17 protein-coding genes are annotated in these 16,291 nt (G+C 40.5%); 13 read left to right on the top strand and 4 right to left on the bottom strand.

Annotation, left to right across the window (positions count from 1 at the left end; all coding sequences use genetic code 11):
* Positions 1 to 2 precede the first annotated feature (2 nt).
* Both HMPREF9625_RS09035 and HMPREF9625_RS11385 read left to right on the top strand, forming a co-directional pair.
* Positions 3 to 2,432 carry a zinc-ribbon domain-containing protein gene (locus HMPREF9625_RS09035; protein ID WP_009534386.1) on the top strand — a complete coding sequence of 810 codons (2,430 nt, stop codon included), beginning with the start codon at positions 3 to 5 and terminating at the stop codon, positions 2,430 to 2,432.
* The gene (locus HMPREF9625_RS11385; protein WP_009534385.1) at positions 2,432 to 2,599 is read left to right on the top strand and encodes a hypothetical protein; all 168 of its coding nucleotides are present in this window, start codon (positions 2,432 to 2,434) and stop codon (positions 2,597 to 2,599) included. Before HMPREF9625_RS09035 ends, HMPREF9625_RS11385 begins: the two co-directional genes overlap by 1 nt.
* Positions 2,600 to 2,708: 109 nt before the next feature.
* Here HMPREF9625_RS11385 and HMPREF9625_RS09030 read toward each other — a convergent pair whose 3' ends face one another.
* Positions 2,709 to 3,287 carry a xanthine phosphoribosyltransferase gene (locus HMPREF9625_RS09030; RefSeq protein ID WP_009534384.1) on the bottom strand — a complete coding sequence of 193 codons (579 nt, stop codon included), beginning with the start codon at positions 3,285 to 3,287 and terminating at the stop codon, positions 2,709 to 2,711.
* Between the two features lie 201 nt (positions 3,288 to 3,488).
* Here HMPREF9625_RS09030 and HMPREF9625_RS09025 point away from each other — a divergent pair, with 201 nt between their 5' ends.
* A complete protein-coding gene (locus HMPREF9625_RS09025; RefSeq protein ID WP_009534383.1) occupies positions 3,489 to 4,028 on the top strand; it encodes a hypothetical protein in 540 nt (179 codons plus the stop codon).
* 34 nt (positions 4,029 to 4,062) lie between these two features.
* On the opposite strand, the gene HMPREF9625_RS09020 is transcribed toward HMPREF9625_RS09025, so the two are convergent.
* Positions 4,063 to 5,388 carry a bifunctional folylpolyglutamate synthase/dihydrofolate synthase gene (locus tag HMPREF9625_RS09020; protein WP_009534382.1) on the bottom strand — a complete coding sequence of 442 codons (1,326 nt, stop codon included), beginning with the start codon at positions 5,386 to 5,388 and terminating at the stop codon, positions 4,063 to 4,065.
* Positions 5,385 to 5,903: a folate family ECF transporter S component gene (locus HMPREF9625_RS09015; protein ID WP_009534381.1), complete on the bottom strand. Its 519-nt coding sequence runs from the start codon at positions 5,901 to 5,903 to the stop codon at positions 5,385 to 5,387. Before HMPREF9625_RS09015 ends, HMPREF9625_RS09020 begins: the two co-directional genes overlap by 4 nt.
* Before the next feature lie 200 nt (positions 5,904 to 6,103).
* Between HMPREF9625_RS09015 and HMPREF9625_RS09010 the strand changes: the two genes are divergently transcribed.
* The 8 genes from HMPREF9625_RS09010 (at position 6,104) to HMPREF9625_RS08975 (ending at position 13,429) form a co-directional block, all read left to right on the top strand.
* Positions 6,104 to 6,580 (top strand): CidA/LrgA family protein, encoded by a 477-nt coding sequence (locus tag HMPREF9625_RS09010; RefSeq protein ID WP_009534380.1) that lies wholly within the window; start codon positions 6,104 to 6,106, stop codon positions 6,578 to 6,580.
* A 3-nt stretch (positions 6,581 to 6,583) separates the two neighbouring features.
* Complete coding sequence (locus HMPREF9625_RS09005) at positions 6,584 to 7,279, top strand: LrgB family protein (protein WP_009534379.1); 696 nt, start codon at positions 6,584 to 6,586, stop codon at positions 7,277 to 7,279.
* A 161-nt stretch (positions 7,280 to 7,440) separates the two neighbouring features.
* Positions 7,441 to 8,604, top strand: coding sequence for a M14 family zinc carboxypeptidase (locus HMPREF9625_RS09000; protein WP_009534378.1), 1,164 nt, complete (start codon positions 7,441 to 7,443; stop codon positions 8,602 to 8,604).
* Positions 8,605 to 8,632: 28 nt separating this feature from the next.
* Positions 8,633 to 9,199, top strand: coding sequence for a flavin reductase family protein (locus tag HMPREF9625_RS08995; protein ID WP_009538035.1), 567 nt, complete (start codon positions 8,633 to 8,635; stop codon positions 9,197 to 9,199).
* 216 nt (positions 9,200 to 9,415) lie between these two features.
* Entirely contained in the window at positions 9,416 to 11,107 is a 1,692-nt protein-coding gene (locus tag HMPREF9625_RS08990) for a glutamine--tRNA ligase/YqeY domain fusion protein (protein WP_009534376.1), read from the top strand.
* A gap of 91 nt (positions 11,108 to 11,198) precedes the next feature.
* Positions 11,199 to 11,723: a hypothetical protein gene (locus tag HMPREF9625_RS08985; RefSeq protein ID WP_009534375.1), complete on the top strand. Its 525-nt coding sequence runs from the start codon at positions 11,199 to 11,201 to the stop codon at positions 11,721 to 11,723.
* Position 11,724: 1 nt separating this feature from the next.
* Entirely contained in the window at positions 11,725 to 12,204 is a 480-nt protein-coding gene (locus tag HMPREF9625_RS08980) for an S-ribosylhomocysteine lyase (RefSeq protein WP_009534374.1), read from the top strand.
* A 31-nt stretch (positions 12,205 to 12,235) separates the two neighbouring features.
* A complete protein-coding gene (locus tag HMPREF9625_RS08975; protein ID WP_009534373.1) occupies positions 12,236 to 13,429 on the top strand; it encodes an LL-diaminopimelate aminotransferase in 1,194 nt (397 codons plus the stop codon).
* Positions 13,430 to 13,539: 110 nt separating this feature from the next.
* Here HMPREF9625_RS08975 and HMPREF9625_RS08970 read toward each other — a convergent pair whose 3' ends face one another.
* Positions 13,540 to 13,932 carry a hypothetical protein gene (locus HMPREF9625_RS08970; RefSeq protein WP_009534372.1) on the bottom strand — a complete coding sequence of 131 codons (393 nt, stop codon included), beginning with the start codon at positions 13,930 to 13,932 and terminating at the stop codon, positions 13,540 to 13,542.
* A 304-nt stretch (positions 13,933 to 14,236) separates the two neighbouring features.
* Here HMPREF9625_RS08970 and HMPREF9625_RS08965 point away from each other — a divergent pair, with 304 nt between their 5' ends.
* Positions 14,237 to 14,524, top strand: coding sequence for a co-chaperone GroES (locus HMPREF9625_RS08965; protein WP_009429015.1), 288 nt, complete (start codon positions 14,237 to 14,239; stop codon positions 14,522 to 14,524).
* 125 nt (positions 14,525 to 14,649) lie between these two features.
* Positions 14,650 to 16,275 (top strand): chaperonin GroEL, encoded by a 1,626-nt coding sequence (groL, locus tag HMPREF9625_RS08960; RefSeq protein WP_009534371.1) that lies wholly within the window; start codon positions 14,650 to 14,652, stop codon positions 16,273 to 16,275.
* The last annotated feature ends 16 nt before the right edge of the window (positions 16,276 to 16,291 follow it).

The following is a 16,291-nucleotide window of genomic DNA, read 5'->3' as shown; positions in this document are numbered from 1 at the left end:
GTATGAAATGTAGTTTTTGCGGGACAGAAGTGGACGACAAACAAAGATTTTGTCCTAATTGCGGTCTGCTTCTGGACTTAAGCTTTACACCTTATTCTGTAAAGGATATTGAGAAGCCTCAGGAAAAGAGAGAAGAACCGGAATTCCTTCGTCAGAAGAGGGAATATCAGGAAAGTCTGGATATAGAAGAAGCGGAAGTAACAGTAGATTCACAAGTTGTAGAAGAAGCGGAAGTAACGGAAGAAGAGGTTGAAGAAACAGAAAAGTTTGACGATCAGGCAGTGTCAGAAGAAGCGGAAGTAACAGAAGAAGCAGAAGCGACTGAGAGAGCAGAAAAGCTTGACGATCAGGCAGTGTCAGAAGAAGCAGAAGCAATAGAAGAGTCAGAATTAGAAGAGGAAGCAAAGCGGACAAAAGAATCAGAAGTAGAAGAGGAAGCAAAGCGGACAGAAGAGTCTGAAGTAGAAGAAAAAGCAAAGCGGACAGAAGAGTCTGAAGTAGAAGAAAAAGCAAAGCGGACAGAAGAGTCTGAAATAAAAGAGGAAGTGGAACTGACAGAAGAGTCAAATGTTGATGAGAATTCAGAACTGGGAAATGATTCGGAAGAGACAGAAGAATCTAAGCTGGCGGAAGAGGACGTAGAGGCGGATAAAGCAGAAGAGGCAAAGCAGGTAGACAATATAGAAGCTTCGGAACCAGAGTTTGTAAACGGTTATGATGATGCTTCATATTCGGCACTTTTAGATGAGGAGTCGGAGCTTTCTGACGATACTTTTGATGAGGTCTTTTCTGATGGCTCTGATGAAATCTTTGACGATGAAGTAGAAGAGGATTCGGAAAAAGACTTTGTTAAAGACTTCTCTGTTCTTTCGAGGCGGGAAGAAGTTCTTCAAGATATGTCCGATGACAAAATAGTAACGGATAAATCTTTTGAAAAATTGAATGATATAAATTCTCTGAAAAAGGAAGAGGAAGAAAAAAGTGAAATAAAAAGTACGGAGGAAGATTTAGCGGAAGAGTCGTTTTCTCCCGATGCTAAGATTTTCTCCATTCAGGAGAAAAAGGATGAGGAAGATTTTTTCGGAGAAATTCCGGATGACCCGGATGATTTTAGAGATAGATCATCTATTCCGCCTACATCGATGAAGGAGCTGAAATCAGGTCTTCCCAGTAAAAAGATTATTGCGTGCACCGCAGCTGTTGCAATACTTGGCTTTGCCGGTATTAACTATCTGAATTCACCGAAGGTTCGTTATGATTCTTTCTTGAAAAAGGGAGAGCAGTTTATAAAAGGAGAAAAATATAGCGAGGCTGTAGAGAGCTTGGAAAAGGATAAAAGCAGTTTTCAGCTCGATGCAAGGTACTATCTGTTGCTTTCGGAAGCGCAGAAAAATGCCGGAAAGCACGAGGATGCCATTGCCAGTATTTTGGAGGGACAAAAGCATTTTTCCGATAATCAGGAGCTGAAGGATGCTTTAAACCTCTTAGATCCAAAGCTTAGCAGTGATATTCGTGAAGAATTGTATCATGATTCCTTTGAAATCAAGTTGGAAAGCAGTTCCGGCGGGAAAATTATCTATAGCCTATCAGGAGGAAAAGAAGATATTTCCCAAGCGGAGTATACAGGACCGATTTCGATAAAGAGAAACGGAAACTATACTTTGATGGCTTATGGATTGGCTTCTGATGGAGCAAGAGGCGAACTTTATACTAAAAGCTTTACGGTGGACTTGGATAAAGAGAAATATCATCTTTCCTCTTTTGTGGACTTGGATGGCGGAAAAGGGTATATAGATGAAAATGGTGATCAGGCTATCGGTTGGACTCTCATAGATAATGCATATTACTATTTCAATGAAAATGGAATTATGCAGACCGGTTTCCTGGAGTTGGACGGAGAAAAATACTATCTGGACAGTGATGGAAAAATGCATACCGGCCGTTTGGATTTGGATGGAAAGAGCTATTATTTTGATGAGCAGGGACATATGGTACGAGATGCATGGATTGAGAATCGGTACTATGTTGATGAAAATGGAGAAATGCTTAAGAATCAAAGCAATAGTGACGGAATCTATTTTGATCAAAACGGAAATCGCTCTTTTGATGCAAAGGCTTTATATGAAGAACACCCGGACAGCATTTTGGCCATTGTAAGCAAAGACAGAAAGAAGGATGGAAATAAGTACATCTTTAAGGCTAAGGTATATTATCAGAAAAAGAATGGACGTCCGAGCGGTGATCCTGCCTACGAAACGGAGATTGTGATGGCAGAGAATGCAATGATGCACTATCTGGATGAAAATCTGGAGAACATTACAGCAAAGGACGCTGTTTCCTTCCTTCCGAATTTATACTTACAAGAAATTGTGCAGGACAAGGATGGAGTCATCACAAGATTTGGATTTGTTCTTGGAGAGAGGCGTGGATAATGGATTTAAAGCAATGGATTATTCCCTTTCTGCTCCTTTCCTTTCTCTTTATTGTTATTCTGACTGTGATTCTTTATCGCATTATGTGGATGCGCTTGAACGCAATTATTAAAAAGAACAAGGAGCAGGAGAAAATTCAAGAGAGCAAGGAAAAGGAAGATATATAATAAAAGAAAATCCCGGACACTCTCGTCCGGGATTTTTCAAGCTATACAGCTGGCTGGTATCTATTCTATTCTCCATTGTTAAAGTAATATATAAGTAAAACTAAAAATTTTATTGCTCCTTGAAAGAAATATTACCTTCATCGTCCATTTCATCGATGATTGCCAGGCTATAGACATCAAAGCCCATCTCGCGGAGTTCTTTTCCTCCGGACTGGAATCCCTTCTCAATTGCAATACCGATGCCGGCAATATTTGCCTCTGCCTGTCCGCAGATATCAATGAGCCCGCGCATTGCTTTACCTACGGCTAAGAAATCATCAATAAGAAGAACAGTATCGTCTTTAGTCAAAAATTTCTTGGAAAGAGTTACGGTAAAGTCTTTACCGTAGGTGAAAGAATGAACTGTAGAGGTGTAGAGCTCCCCGTCAAGATTTTTACTTTTTGCCTTTTTTGCAAATACAACCGGGACTTTAAAATACTGTGCAGCCAGACAGGCAAGTGCAATGCCCGAAGCCTCTATCGTAAGAATCCTTGTAATGCCTTTATCCTTAAATCTTTCAAAGAATTCCTTACCCAATTGTTCCAGCAAGCTTACATCCAATTGGTGATTCAAAAAGCTGTCCACCTTTAAAATGTTTCCCGGTCTAACTTGACCATCTTCTTTAATTCGCTCTTCCAACAACCTCATTTGACTCTCCATCCTTTCAAAAAAGCACTTGTGTACAATCTGCAAGTATAGTAAAACTTAAGCAAGTTTGCCTATATCCTAATGCAAAATAAGGAAAAAAGAAAGAGTAAAAAGAATCTATTATAAATTATTATAAAATAGACTTATCGTATGTTTTTGGGTATTTAAATCAAGATAGAAGAAAGGGAGCAAAGAATTTTTATGGAAAAATTACATCTACCGGCAGGATATGATACTGTTTTGGAAGAATTTGCGAAGAAGAATAATGTGGCTTTTGAGACTGCATTTTATAACCTGATGGATTTTATTCAATTAAAAGATTATTCTTTTCATTCAGTAAAAGTCCTGGTTGAGAATCCGGATTCCTATTTAGAGGAAGGAACAGAGATTGAGGAGTCGGAGATTCTTTTAGCTTATATGGAAAGCTTCGGAGAAAATACGGTAGGTGCAAAAGTTTATGGATATTATAAGAGGGAAAATGCATTTCTTGCGCTCGAAATAGAGTATGACAATCCTCTAAGTTGCTGGGAGATTCTTAGTATGTTTCAGAGAAAAATACCTTCCATGGAAGTGAAGAATGGAGAACTCTATCTTTTTTATGTGCATAATCTGCAGGAAACGGATACAAGTCCGGATGGATTTCCTCATATCAGAGAGCTTTCAGAGGTAGAAGAGAAGTATACGAAGGCCGGATACTTTGAATCGATTTATCTTGAGGAAGAAGAGGAATGGGAGGATTAATCATTAATCCTCCCATTTTTAAGCTTATACTTTTTTAAGCTAAAACTTTCTTAAAAAAATTTCTTATTCCGGAAACCTGATAGAGGGATCCAAGACAAAGGAGAAGTGTATTGCCATCTCCATTTTTTAACCTTTCAAAATTCCAATCCAAGCCTGCTTCGGCACTTTCCGGGATAAAGATTTCTCCATCATATTCTTTCTCCCATTGCGATTTTAGAGTGCTTACATTTAAACCTCGCTTGTCATCTACCTGAAAGAAGGTAAAGCTTAGACTGTTGTTCTTTAATATCCTGAGCATTTCCATATAATTTTTATCTGCCATAACGGAGAAAAAAACCCTTTTCTTGTATCCCGGAAAAAGCATTTCAACTGAGCGAACCAAAGCGGTTACGGCCTGAGGATTATGAGCACCGTCCAAAACAATAAGAGGATTCTTACTTAAGATTTCAAATCGTCCCTTCCATTCCACCGAATATAAGCCAAGTTTTACAGCTTCTTCCGAAATCTTGTAGCCCTGTGCTTTTAAACAATCTACGGCATCACAAATGACCATGGCATTGTCCAGCTGAAAATCACCGAGAAGGGAAAGTGCATAGTCATTACGCTCGCGATAGCTGAAATATTGATATCCGTTTTCCAGAAAAAAAGGAGAAGAATGCAGATGACGACTGTCAGTAAGAATTAGTTTTGCTTCTTTTTCTTTTGCAACCTTCCGGATGACCTCTAGGACAGATTTCTCCTGTCGTAAAACGACAACGGGACGGTTTTTAGCAATAATACCCGCTTTTTCTCCGGCAATCTTTTCCAAGCTTTTGCCAAGGAGGGCAGTATGTTCCAGTCCGATATGGGCAATAATGGCAAGAAGCTTATCCTCAATCACATTGGTAGAATCCAGACGTCCACCAAGTCCTACTTCTAAAATCAGGAAATCAACCTTCTCCTCGTTGAAATATAAGAATGCAAGAGCGGTCAGAAGGTCAAAATCATTGGGCTTATTCTCCATGAAATGAAGCTCTTCGTGGATGCGTTTTGCATACGTAAGCAGCTTCTCATCTTCGATTTCTTTTCCGTCTATTGTAAAGCGCTCATTCACTCTTTCAAGATGAGGAGAAATATATAGACCTGTCTTATAAGATGCGAGACTGAGTATATTTTGCAAGCTTATGCAAATGGAACCCTTTCCATTACTTCCGGCCACATGAATACATCGAAGAGAGCGTTCCGGATTCCCTAATCTTCTTAAGAGCTCTTTTAAGGGGGAAAAATCACGTTCCATATAAGAGGGAGAATCCGGTTTATGCTTGGTACTTTCCTCTATGTCGGATGTCCCGAGAGCTTCCATACACTCTTCCCAGGTCATGAATTCAACTCCGTCACACGAAACCTTTTCTCTAAGAAGTAAACCATAAACTGAATGGTAAAGAATTGCATAGCGCCGTTAATTCCCACCTGAATCAATCTGGTCAGCATGATGGGAAGAAGAGGTGAGCCGGAGTTGATGGAAATCCATAAGCTGTTTAAGAGAAGACTGCAAACAAGCTGGGTTAGAAGAACCGCAAGAAAGATAGAAAGACTGCTCTTGTTTCGTTTTAAAATTGTAGCAAAAATAAAGGCGGAGAGGGCAATGGAGAAGGTATATCCCGGGAAATAGGGGTAGCTGGATAAAGCAAGACTACCGATAATATCGGCAAGAGCAGCCACTGTCACTGACTCCCATGTACCGAAATACAATGCGGCAAAAAGCATCGGGATGAAACCGAAACCGATTCGGATATTCCATGCATTAATGGAAAATATTCTGGTAAGAACTACTTGTAAAGCGATAAGCATGGAAAGTGTAATCATTTTTTTTGTTGTTGAGTTTTGTAAATCCATAATTCGTCCCCTTTTTCAATAAAAATTGAAGATACGACTGCATAGTATCTTAGACGACCGCGTTTGTAAAGGATAAATCTCTACAGATTATAGGTAAGTGTTTTTTTGCACTGTAAAAAATACTATTCCTGCTTTTTCAGTACTTGTAAAACTGTTATATCAGGAATAAACTAAACAAGTTTTAATTAGGAGGGATGTGTATGAAATTAATTCGGCAAACTCTATGGATTATTTTTTTCACTTTCATAGGTGAGATTTTGAATAAACTTTTACCTCTCCCTGTTCCTGCAGGGGTTTACGGTTTGATTTTAATGCTTATTTTTTTAATGAGAGGTCTTATTCGTCTGGATGAAGTGGAGGTTGCGGGGAGTTTTCTTCTGGAAACAATGAGCATCATGTTTTTACCCGCTGCAGTGGGAATTATGACTGTAACCAAGCTTTTGCTCCCGGTTCTCTTACCTTATACGGTTATTATTTTCTTTTCCACGTTTCTTGTAATTTCCGTCACGGGTCTCTCCGCAGAGTTTATTCTTCGCAGAACGGAATCAAAGGAAGATAAGTTGAAGGAAAAGCTATCCGTAGAAGTAGCTATGGACAAGAAAGAAAAGCAGAAAGAGGAGCTGGTATCTTTGCTTCTTGAAGATGCAAAAAGCGGTTTACAGGATTTGGAGGGGTAAGAAATGAAAGAATTGATTTTTAGCTCGGAGCATTTCGGCTTCGTACTGAGTATCTTTATTTTTCTTCTTTCAATACAGATTAAAGTGAAGTTTAAATCGGAGCTTTTAAATCCTCTACTTCTTTCCACAATCATTATCGTGGCAATATTGGTTTTATTTCGAATTCCTTATAAGGAGTATCAGAAAGGAGCAGATCTGTTAAGTTATTTTTTGACACCGGCAACAGTCTGCCTAGCCATTCCGCTTTATAAGCAGATATCTCTTTTAAAAAACAATTTTAAAGCTGTTTTTTTTAGCGTTTTACTTGGAACACTTACTTCTTTGGGAAGCATTCTGTTTTTGGGACTTTTGTTTCGACTTAAATCGGAACATATTTTTACTTTACTTCCGAAGTCTATTACGACAGCAATCGGAATAGGGGTTTCCGAGGCAAGCGGTGGCTATGTAAATCTCACCGTTGCTGCCATCGTGATTACCGGTATTTTGGGAAGCATACTTTCTGATTTGATTTTTCGAATTCTTCCGATTCGTCATCCTATTGCAAAAGGTCTTGCGCTGGGAACCGGATCCCATGCTATCGGCACGGCAAAGGCTTTGGAATATGGAGAGGTGGAAGGCGCTATGTCTTCTCTTGCAATTGTCTTAGCGGGAATATTTACGGTTATCTTTGTACCTATTATAACAGCAGTATTTTTCTAAAAGCGGACAGAGAGAAGTGTTATAGTTAGGCGGAAACTACAGTAAAGTAAAAATTGTAGTTAAGCGAAGATATCCATTTTTGTAAGAAAAAAGAGAAGTTCTTTTTATGTGGTTTGTTAAAATAAAAAGAACTGAATTACTACAAACTTTGGGGGAGAAGAATGAAAAAGAATATACGAATTGGTTTTATCCTGCTTTTGTTTTCAGCTATTTTTGTTTTTAAGGGCTTTGCAGACGGTCCCGATTTGGACGACAAGCAGGCGGTGCTTTCCGGACCGGGAATGAACCTTGGGAAGGGAGAACAAGAACAGTCTTCCGTAAATGTACCGGAGTCGGCTTTCCAAGTTTACTCCGGCGTCTTATCAGGGGAAGAGATTCCTTTGCCTTCCGACTATGCTTTTTCTTCTTATGAATTTTACGGCTATAATGAGCTGTCCTCCGACTTGATGAAATTAAAAGAGACTTATCCGACTATGCAGTTGGATTCTCTCGGAAAAACGGTGGATGGCAGAGAACTGTACCGGGTAATTGTTGGGAATCCGAATGCTCCTAAGAAAATCTTGGTTCATGCAGGGATTCATGCACGAGAATACATAGTTTGTAAAGTGGCTATGCGACAAATAGCAAGTCTTTTGGAGATGCAAAAGACAGGGAAAACATATGGAGGTAAGTCTATAGCGCAGATGCTTGAAAATACCTGTATTCATTTCGTTCCCATGGTAAATCCGGACGGGATTTCTCTTGTGCAGTACGGGATAGGCGGTATAGGATCGGAAGCATTGCGTGCTTCCATTATGGATATGGCTAAGAGGGAAAATGTAACGGATTATGCAAGTTATTTTCGTCTCTGGAAAAATAATGCAAGAGGTGTAAACCTCAATAAGAATTTCGATGCCAATTGGGAACAAACAGTAGACCGTAAAGGCTATCCGTCTAAGGATGAGTATAAGGGAAGTGCCGCAGAGTCTGAAATGGAATCCAAGGCACTGGCTGATTTGCAACGCAAGGAGAATTTTAAATGTACCTTAAGCTATCATACTCAAGGTGAAGTAATTTACTGGTATTTTGGGGAGGGATCCTATGTCAATGACGCCAGAAGATTAGCGGAAATTGTACATAAGAACTCCAACTATGCCATAATAGATTATTATAACGAGAATCATGCGGGCGGATTTAAGGATTTTACGGAAAGAAAACTGAATGTTCCTTCGGTAACAATAGAGTGCGGAAAAGGAACAAGTCCTGTTCCGGAACAGCAGATTGATAAGATTTGGAAGGAACAAAAGGGCATTTTACCGGATCTTTTGTTTGACTATTCAAAATAAGTTTTTCTGCTTCAAGAAAGGAAATAGTATGGCAAAAGAATTATGGAGAGCGGGGAATATGCTCTACCCTGTTCCGGCGGTCTTGGTGAGCTGCCAAAATAAAGCGGGAGAGAGCAATATGATAACCATTGCATGGACGGGTACGGTATGCTCAGACCCTCCCATGCTTTCCATATCTGTACGAAAAAATAGAGCATCTCATTCAATGCTTATGGAAACAGGGGAATTTGTTGTAAATCTCCCTACCGAAGGAATGGTGAAGGAGCTGGATAAGGCGGGAGTTCTTTCCGGGAAAAATGTCAATAAGTGGGAGCTTCTCCATTTGCATCCCGAAAAGGCAAGCACTGTATCCGTGCCTTTAATTTCCGAATGTCCCGTGAATATTGAATGTAAGGTAGAGCAGGTTTTAGAGCTGGGAAGCCACGATATGTTTTTAGGAAAAGTTATGGCGGTTCATGTGGAGAGCAGTTTGCTGGATACAAAAGGACGTCTGCAGCTGGAAAAAGCAAAACTCCTAAGCTATTCTCACGGACAATACTTTTCTTTGGGGAAATGTATCGGAAGCTTCGGCTTTTCCGTGAGAAAGAGGAAATAGTTTAGTTCCGTGCTTTACAAGTAATAATTATGATAAATAAATCTATGCCGGCACGAATGCAAAAAGATTCGTGTCGGCATTTTCCATAAAAGAAATACATAGATAATTTAATTCTCTTTGTGGTATAATACCTTGATTAAAAGCGATATTAGGTATATAAGTGCTTTGTCGGGGGAGACTCGAAGGAAGTCTTGTATTAGAAAGCAGGAGGAGAAGATGGCAGAGGAGAATCGTTCTTTTACGGATGAGAGTACGAATTTAGAGCCGGAGTCCAAGAATTTTATTGAGAATTTTATTGATGAGGATTTAAAAGAGGGAAAAGTAAAGGAAATCAAAACTCGTTTTCCCCCGGAACCGAACGGTTATTTACATATTGGACACGCAAAGTCTATTTTACTAAACTACGGTATCGCGCAGGAATACAACGGTACCTTTAATTTGCGTTTTGATGATACGAATCCTGTAAAAGAAAAGACCGAGTTTGTCGATAGTATTCGTAAGGATGTGGAATGGCTCGGGGCGGATTTTGAAAATAGGATGTTTTTTGCATCGGATTATTTCCCCATTATGTATGAAAAGGCAGTTTTTTTGATTCAAAAAGGAAAGGCCTTTGTAGATGATTTAACTGCTGAGGAGATTAAGGAATATCGCGGAGATTATAATACTCCCGGTAAGGAAAGTCCTTATCGCAATCGTTCAATAGAAGAAAACCTTCGTTTATTTACCGAAATGAAGGAAGGAAAATATCAGGACGGAGAGAAGACTCTTCGTGCAAAGATTGATATGGCCAGCCCCAATATCAATATGCGTGATCCGATTCTCTACCGCGTATCTCACATGAGCCATCACAATACAGGGGATGAGTGGTGTATTTATCCCATGTATGATTTTGCGCACCCTATCGAAGATGCAGTAGAGGGAATAAGCCATTCCCTTTGCACCTTGGAATTTGAAGATCACAGACCGCTATACGACTGGGTTGTGCAAGAGTGTGAGTTCCCCTTCCCGCCGAGACAGATTGAGTTTGCAAAGCTTTACCTGACGAACGTAGTAACGGGAAAGCGCTATATTAAAAAGCTCGTAGAAGATAAGATAGTAGACGGTTGGGACGATCCCCGACTGGTAACCATTGCCGCTTTAAGAAGAAGGGGCTATACAAAGGAAAGCTTGGCACAGTTTGTGAAGCTTTCCGGTATTTCCAAGGCACAGTCTTCCAGTGACTATTCCCTTTTAGAGTACTGCATTCGTGAGGATTTGAAATTAAAGAAACCTCGTTATATGGCGATTCTTGATCCGATTAAGCTCATTATAGATAACTATGAGGGCGAGGGAGAAATTCTTATCATTCCGAATAACTTGGAAAATGAAGATTTAGGCGAGAGAGAAGTCCATTTTTCTAAAGAGCTTTATATCGAAAGAGATGACTTTATGGTGGATCCACCCAAGAAGTACAAGAGACTAACCATGGAAAATGAAGTTCGTCTTATGGGAGCCTATTTTGTGAAGGCTGTTTCCTATGAATGTGATGAAGAAGGAAATGTTACGGTTGTGCATTGCACTTATGATCCCGCAACAAAGTCCGGTTCAGGATTTAGCGAGAGAAAAGCCAAGGGAACGATTCATTGGGTAGATGCAAAAACAGCCTTTACTGCAGAGGTTCGTCTTTATGAGCAGTTGATTGATGAGGAAAAAGGAAAACTGAATGCAGATGGAAGTCTGAATTTTAACCCGAATTCTCTTACAGTAAAGAACTGTTATCTTGAGAAGATTTTGGAATCTGCGGAGCCTTTGGAAAGCTTCCAATTTGTTCGAAACGGTTACTTCTGTGTAGATTGCAAGGATTCCACAGAAGGACATCCTATATTTAACAGAATTGTATCTTTGAAATCCAGTTTCAAAGTAAATTAACATAGAGGTATTCATTAAATTTTATTAACCGAAGTATATTTATCAATGTTAATTAAATCATCTTTTCATAAAGGATGTAAGGAGGAAGAGCATGGCAAAAAAATTTGGTTCTCTGGTGTTTTTGGCTGCAGTGGCAGGTGCCGCGGCTGGTGTAGTTTCTTATCTTTATAAGTATCAGAAGTTTTCTGAAGAAGTAGATCAGGATTTTACGGATGTCGTGGATTCTGCTATGGAGGTGAAGGATTCTGCAAAACGTTCTTATACGATTTTAAAGGATTCCAGAACAAAGGATGATTTTAAAGCAGTAGCGAAGGACCTCGGTTTTGCGGCAAAGAATCTGGCTATTGACACCAAAAATCTTGCTGTTGATGCCGGAAAGGATGCTTATAAGGCAGTTCGTGAAGCTTTTGATAAGAAGAAAAATGAGTTCATGGATGATGAAGAATCCGTCGACAGCGAAGATGTGGATGTGGAGTTTTACTACGATGATGATGTAGTGGACAGAAAAGAGGATCAGGAAGATCGGGACGAGTCGGTCGGAGAAGCTGACACGGAGAAGCCGGAGGAGTCTTCGAAGGAAGAAGGGTCCGGACTTGTAGTTACGGAAGAGGTGTAAGATGGAAAAGATAACGAGTTTTACCATTGATCATACTCGTCTTTTCCCGGGAGTTTATGTATCGAGAAAAGATAAGGTTGGAGCGGAGACTGTAACGACCTTTGACTTACGCTTTACGAAGCCGAATACAGAGCCTGCAATGGAAAATGCGGCAATGCATACCATAGAGCATCTTGCGGCCACTTATCTCAGAAATGATGAGAAATGGAAGGAGAGAGTTCTCTACTTTGGACCAATGGGCTGTCGTACCGGATTTTATCTTCTTCTTAAAGGGGATTTGGAAAGTAAGGATATTCAGAAATTATTGATTTCCTGTTTTTCCTTCATCGGAGGATTTGAAGGAGATATTCCCGGTGCCACTGCGCATGACTGCGGAAATTTCCGTGATATGAATCTTCCTGTTGCCAAGTGGTGGAGCATTAAGTATCTGGAAGAAGTTTTAGAAAAATTAAGCTTTGAAAATACGCATTATCCCGCGTAAATCAAAACTTAGATATAAGGAGTATAAGGGAATGGGAATCAAGATAAATACACACTACCAAGAAGTAAAAGAGAGTTATCTTTTTGCGGAAATAGCTAAGCGCATTCGTATCTGGCAGGAGAGTCATCCTGAAAAGGCGGATAAGCTGATTCGTATGGGAATCGGAGATGTTACAAGGCCGCTACCCAAGGAAGTTGTGAAGGCACTGAAAGAAGCTTCGGATGAGATGGGCGTTGCAGAAAGCTTCCACGGCTACGGTCCGGAGCAGGGCTATGATTTTCTGAGAGAAAAGATTCAGGAATATTACAAGAGTTTTCCTGTAGATTTGGCAAAAGAAGAGATTTTTATTTCTGACGGTGCGAAGTCTGACCTTGGGAATATATTGGACCTTTTTGACAGAGGAATTACTGCTTTGGTTACCGATCCGGTTTATCCTGTATATGTTGACACAAATATCATGCAGGGAAATAAACTTCTTTATGCACGTGCAGGAGAAGAAAATGGATTTTTACCCATGCCGGATCCTTCCGTAAAGGCGGATTTGATTTACCTTTGTTCTCCGAATAATCCGACAGGTGCCGTATATGACCGTACAGGACTTACGGCTTGGGTGAACTATGCTAAGGAGAAAAATGCGGTAATTCTTTTTGATGCAGCTTATGAATGCTTTGTGGAAGGGGATTTACCCCATTCTATCTATGAGATTCCCGGGGCTAAGAATTGTGCTATTGAGTTCTGTTCCTTCTCCAAGAAGGCAGGCTTTACCGGGACAAGATGCGGATATACCGTTGTACCGGATAGTCTTGTTTTTGGAGGACAGTCTCTTAGAAAGATGTGGTTAAGGAGACAGACTACAAAGTTTAACGGTGTTTCTTATATTGTGCAAAAGGCTGCCGCTGCAGTATTTACGGAGCATGGGGCAAAAGAGATAGAAGAGAATATCAACTATTACAAAGAAAATGCCAAGATGATTATGAAAACGCTCGACGAGTTGGGAATCTACTATACCGGAGGAAAGAATTCTCCCTATGTTTGGATGAAGTGTCCGAATGGTCTTCGTTCTTGGGATTTCTTTGATAAGCTTCTGGAGGAAATCTATGTAGTAGGAACTCCGGGAGCTGGATTTGGTGAAGCGGGAGAGGGATATTTCCGCTTGACAGCCTTCTCTACGCAGGAAAAAACAAAAGAAGCGATGGAGAGATTAAAGATTTTGCTTGCTAAATAGTTTCTAAATTAGAGAAATATTTATTTTTTGGACTTATAATCATAAAGTATTGAAAGATGCAAAAAACCGAGCTGACATGCAGCTCGGTTTTAATCTTTACTATAGATTAATTATCTAATCCAAATTCCGTTGGAATCAACACGATATCCGTCCGGAGTAACTTTGTTAACATAAAGAGATCCTACAGGCTGGTTCTCCACTTTCTGTGTAGAGAAATAGTACCAACACTTGTTCAGGAACTGCCAACCGGTAACCATACGACCATTATCACCGATGAAATACCACTGGTGCTGGTTAACGATCCAACCTTTGACAGGAGCACCGTTTTGGTTACTTACAAAAGACCAGGAACCGTCTCTGTTTGCTACCCAATGTCCATCAGTTTCAGCTGCATTTGTACTGGAACCGCCCCATGCTATAGCGCCCTCTCTAGCAAAAACAGGCATTACGGATGCTGTGGAAAGCATAGCGATTAATCCGGCAACAAGAATTTTCTTCTTCATAAAACGAACCTCCAAATGATTTTTGCAACTTTTTTCTAAATGTTACGAGGAAACTTGCTAGTTCCATTTATGATTATACAAAAAAACAATAAATTTACAAGAAAAAAATAATTTTGCTTTTTATCAAAATTTTATTATTTTTTAATAAAAACAACGTGGCTTATTCAATTCATTGTTCACGAAAACTTCACAGGATAATTTAGCACTCAATACTTGACACTGCTAATAGCTGACATTATAATTTCTAGTGTTGTTAAGATTTATACGTGATTGCAGAGGATGCAAATTAGCAAGGAGGTAAGCAATGAAATTAGTTCCATTATTTGATAAAGTTGTTTTAGAGAAGGAAAAGATGGAAGAAACCACGAAGAGCGGTATTGTCCTTCCCGGACAGGATGACAAGGAAAAGCCGGGACAGGCTGTTGTGGTTGCTGTAGGACCCGGTGGCGTAGTAGACGGTAAGGATATTACAATGCAGGTGAAGAAGGGGCAGCATGTTTTGTTCTCCCGTTATGCAGGTACAGAGGTAGAGCTTGAAGGTAAGAAGTATACCGTAGTTAAGCAAAGTGATATTTTGGCTATTGTAGAGTAACTATAGCGGTTGATTTTAAGAATGGATTTACGGACTTTGATGTTTGAAATTGTATAAATAGAGAAATTTGTATAAAACGAAAGCAAGAAGATTAGCGGAGGAATATTCCGCACAAGGAGGTTTATATGGCTAAGGAAATTAAATATGGAGTAGAGGCTAGAAAGGCTTTGGCTGCCGGTGTGGATGCCGTTGCCAATACCGTGAAAGTAACTTTGGGACCCAAGGGAAGAAATGTGGTTCTTGACAAGTCCTTCGGTTCACCGCTTATCACAAACGACGGTGTTTCCATTGCAAAGGAAATTGAATTAAAGGATCCGTATGAGAATATGGGAGCACAACTGGTTCGTGAGGTGGCATCCAAGACGAATGATGTAGCAGGAGACGGTACCACAACCGCAACAGTTTTGGCTCAGGCTATTGTTAGCGAGGGCTTGAAGAACTTGGAAGCGGGAGCTAATCCTATTGTCTTAAGAAAGGGTATTAAGAAGGCGGTTCTTGCTGCTGTGGAAAGCATCCAGAAGCAGAGCTCCAAGGTAAAGGGGAAGGACCAGATTGCGAAGGTTGCCGGCATTTCTGCAGGAGATAGTGCTGTAGGAGAGATGGTTGCCGATGCTATGGAGAAGGTATCGAAAGACGGCGTAATTACCATTGAAGAGTCCAAGACCATGCAGACCGAGCTGGACCTTGTAGAAGGTATGGAATTTGACCGCGGCTATATCAGTGCATACATGAGTACCGATATGGAAAAGATGGAAGCCAATCTGGACGATCCGTATATTCTGATTACCGATAAGAAGATTTCCAACATTCAGGATATTCTTCCGCTTCTTGAGCAGGTCGTTAAGACCGGTGCAAAGCTTCTGATTATTGCGGAAGATATTGAGGGCGAGGCATTAACCACCTTGATTGTCAACAAGTTAAGAGGTACCTTCAACGTAGTTGCTGTGAAGGCTCCGGGCTATGGCGACAGAAGAAAGGAAATGCTGAAAGACATTGCCATCTTAACCGGCGGTGAGGTGATCTCCGAGGAACTTGGCTTAGACTTAAAGGATGCTACGATTGAGCAATGCGGTAGAGCTAAGTCTGTTAAGGTAAGTAAGGAAAAGACCACTCTTGTAGAGGGCTTAGGAAAGAAGAAGGAGATTAATGATCGAATTGCCCAGATCAGAGGACAGATTGAGACAACTACTTCCGACTTCGATAAAGAAAAGTTACAGGAAAGACTCGCTAAGCTTTCCGGCGGTGTAGCTGTTATTCGTGTAGGTGCTGCAACAGAGACGGAGATGAAGGAAGCAAAGCTTCGTATGGAAGATGCTTTGAATGCTACCCGTGCTGCTGTGGAAGAGGGCGTTATCGCAGGTGGCGGATCTGCTTATATTCATGCGCAGGCTGCTGTAGAGAAGGTAGTAGAGAAGCTTGAAGGAGATGAGAAGACCGGTGCAAGAATTGTTTTAAAGGCTCTGGAAGCACCGATGTTCACAATTGCTTATAATGCAGGCTTAGAGGGTGCTGTAATCGTTAATAAGGTAAAGGAAAGCAAGCTAAACTTCGGTTTCGATGCTTATAAGGAAGAGTATGTAAATATGATGGATGCAGGTATCATTGATCCGGCTAAGGTTGCAAGAACTGCATTACAGAATGCCGCATCGGTTTCCGCATCTCTTCTGACCACAGAGTCCGTAGTGGCTGACATCAAGGAAGCGCAGCCCGCAATGCCTCAGGTTCCCGGCGGAATGGGCGGAATGATGTAATTTCCTTTGACTTTTG

This window comes from Oribacterium parvum ACB1 (genome assembly GCF_000238055.2).
Classification (GTDB): domain Bacteria; phylum Bacillota; class Clostridia; order Lachnospirales; family Lachnospiraceae; genus Oribacterium; species Oribacterium parvum.
The sequence above is the reverse complement of the archived record's forward strand: the minus strand, read 5'-3'. Positions and strand labels throughout refer to the sequence as shown.

Excerpts from the sequence above, each read along its gene's own strand:
- HMPREF9625_RS09000 (WP_009534378.1), top strand. The coding sequence starts at position 7,441 with ATGAAAAAGAATATACGAATTGGTTTTATCCTGCTTTTGTTTTCAGCT.
- HMPREF9625_RS08985 (WP_009534375.1), top strand. The coding sequence starts at position 11,199 with ATGGCAAAAAAATTTGGTTCTCTGGTGTTTTTGGCTGCAGTGGCAGGT.
- HMPREF9625_RS08975 (WP_009534373.1), top strand. The coding sequence starts at position 12,236 with ATGGGAATCAAGATAAATACACACTACCAAGAAGTAAAAGAGAGTTAT.
- HMPREF9625_RS09010 (WP_009534380.1), top strand. The coding sequence starts at position 6,104 with ATGAAATTAATTCGGCAAACTCTATGGATTATTTTTTTCACTTTCATA.
- HMPREF9625_RS08980 (WP_009534374.1), top strand. The coding sequence starts at position 11,725 with ATGGAAAAGATAACGAGTTTTACCATTGATCATACTCGTCTTTTCCCG.
- HMPREF9625_RS09035 (WP_009534386.1), top strand. The coding sequence starts at position 3 with ATGAAATGTAGTTTTTGCGGGACAGAAGTGGACGACAAACAAAGATTT.
- HMPREF9625_RS11385 (WP_009534385.1), top strand. The coding sequence starts at position 2,432 with ATGGATTTAAAGCAATGGATTATTCCCTTTCTGCTCCTTTCCTTTCTC.
- groL (WP_009534371.1), top strand. The coding sequence starts at position 14,650 with ATGGCTAAGGAAATTAAATATGGAGTAGAGGCTAGAAAGGCTTTGGCT.
- HMPREF9625_RS08970 (WP_009534372.1), bottom strand. The coding sequence starts at position 13,932 with ATGAAGAAGAAAATTCTTGTTGCCGGATTAATCGCTATGCTTTCCACA.
- HMPREF9625_RS08995 (WP_009538035.1), top strand. The coding sequence starts at position 8,633 with ATGGCAAAAGAATTATGGAGAGCGGGGAATATGCTCTACCCTGTTCCG.
- HMPREF9625_RS09005 (WP_009534379.1), top strand. The coding sequence starts at position 6,584 with ATGAAAGAATTGATTTTTAGCTCGGAGCATTTCGGCTTCGTACTGAGT.
- HMPREF9625_RS09030 (WP_009534384.1), bottom strand. The coding sequence starts at position 3,287 with ATGAGGTTGTTGGAAGAGCGAATTAAAGAAGATGGTCAAGTTAGACCG.
- HMPREF9625_RS09020 (WP_009534382.1), bottom strand. The coding sequence starts at position 5,388 with ATGACCTGGGAAGAGTGTATGGAAGCTCTCGGGACATCCGACATAGAG.
- HMPREF9625_RS08990 (WP_009534376.1), top strand. The coding sequence starts at position 9,416 with ATGGCAGAGGAGAATCGTTCTTTTACGGATGAGAGTACGAATTTAGAG.
- HMPREF9625_RS09015 (WP_009534381.1), bottom strand. The coding sequence starts at position 5,903 with ATGGATTTACAAAACTCAACAACAAAAAAAATGATTACACTTTCCATG.
- HMPREF9625_RS09025 (WP_009534383.1), top strand. The coding sequence starts at position 3,489 with ATGGAAAAATTACATCTACCGGCAGGATATGATACTGTTTTGGAAGAA.
- HMPREF9625_RS08965 (WP_009429015.1), top strand. The coding sequence starts at position 14,237 with ATGAAATTAGTTCCATTATTTGATAAAGTTGTTTTAGAGAAGGAAAAG.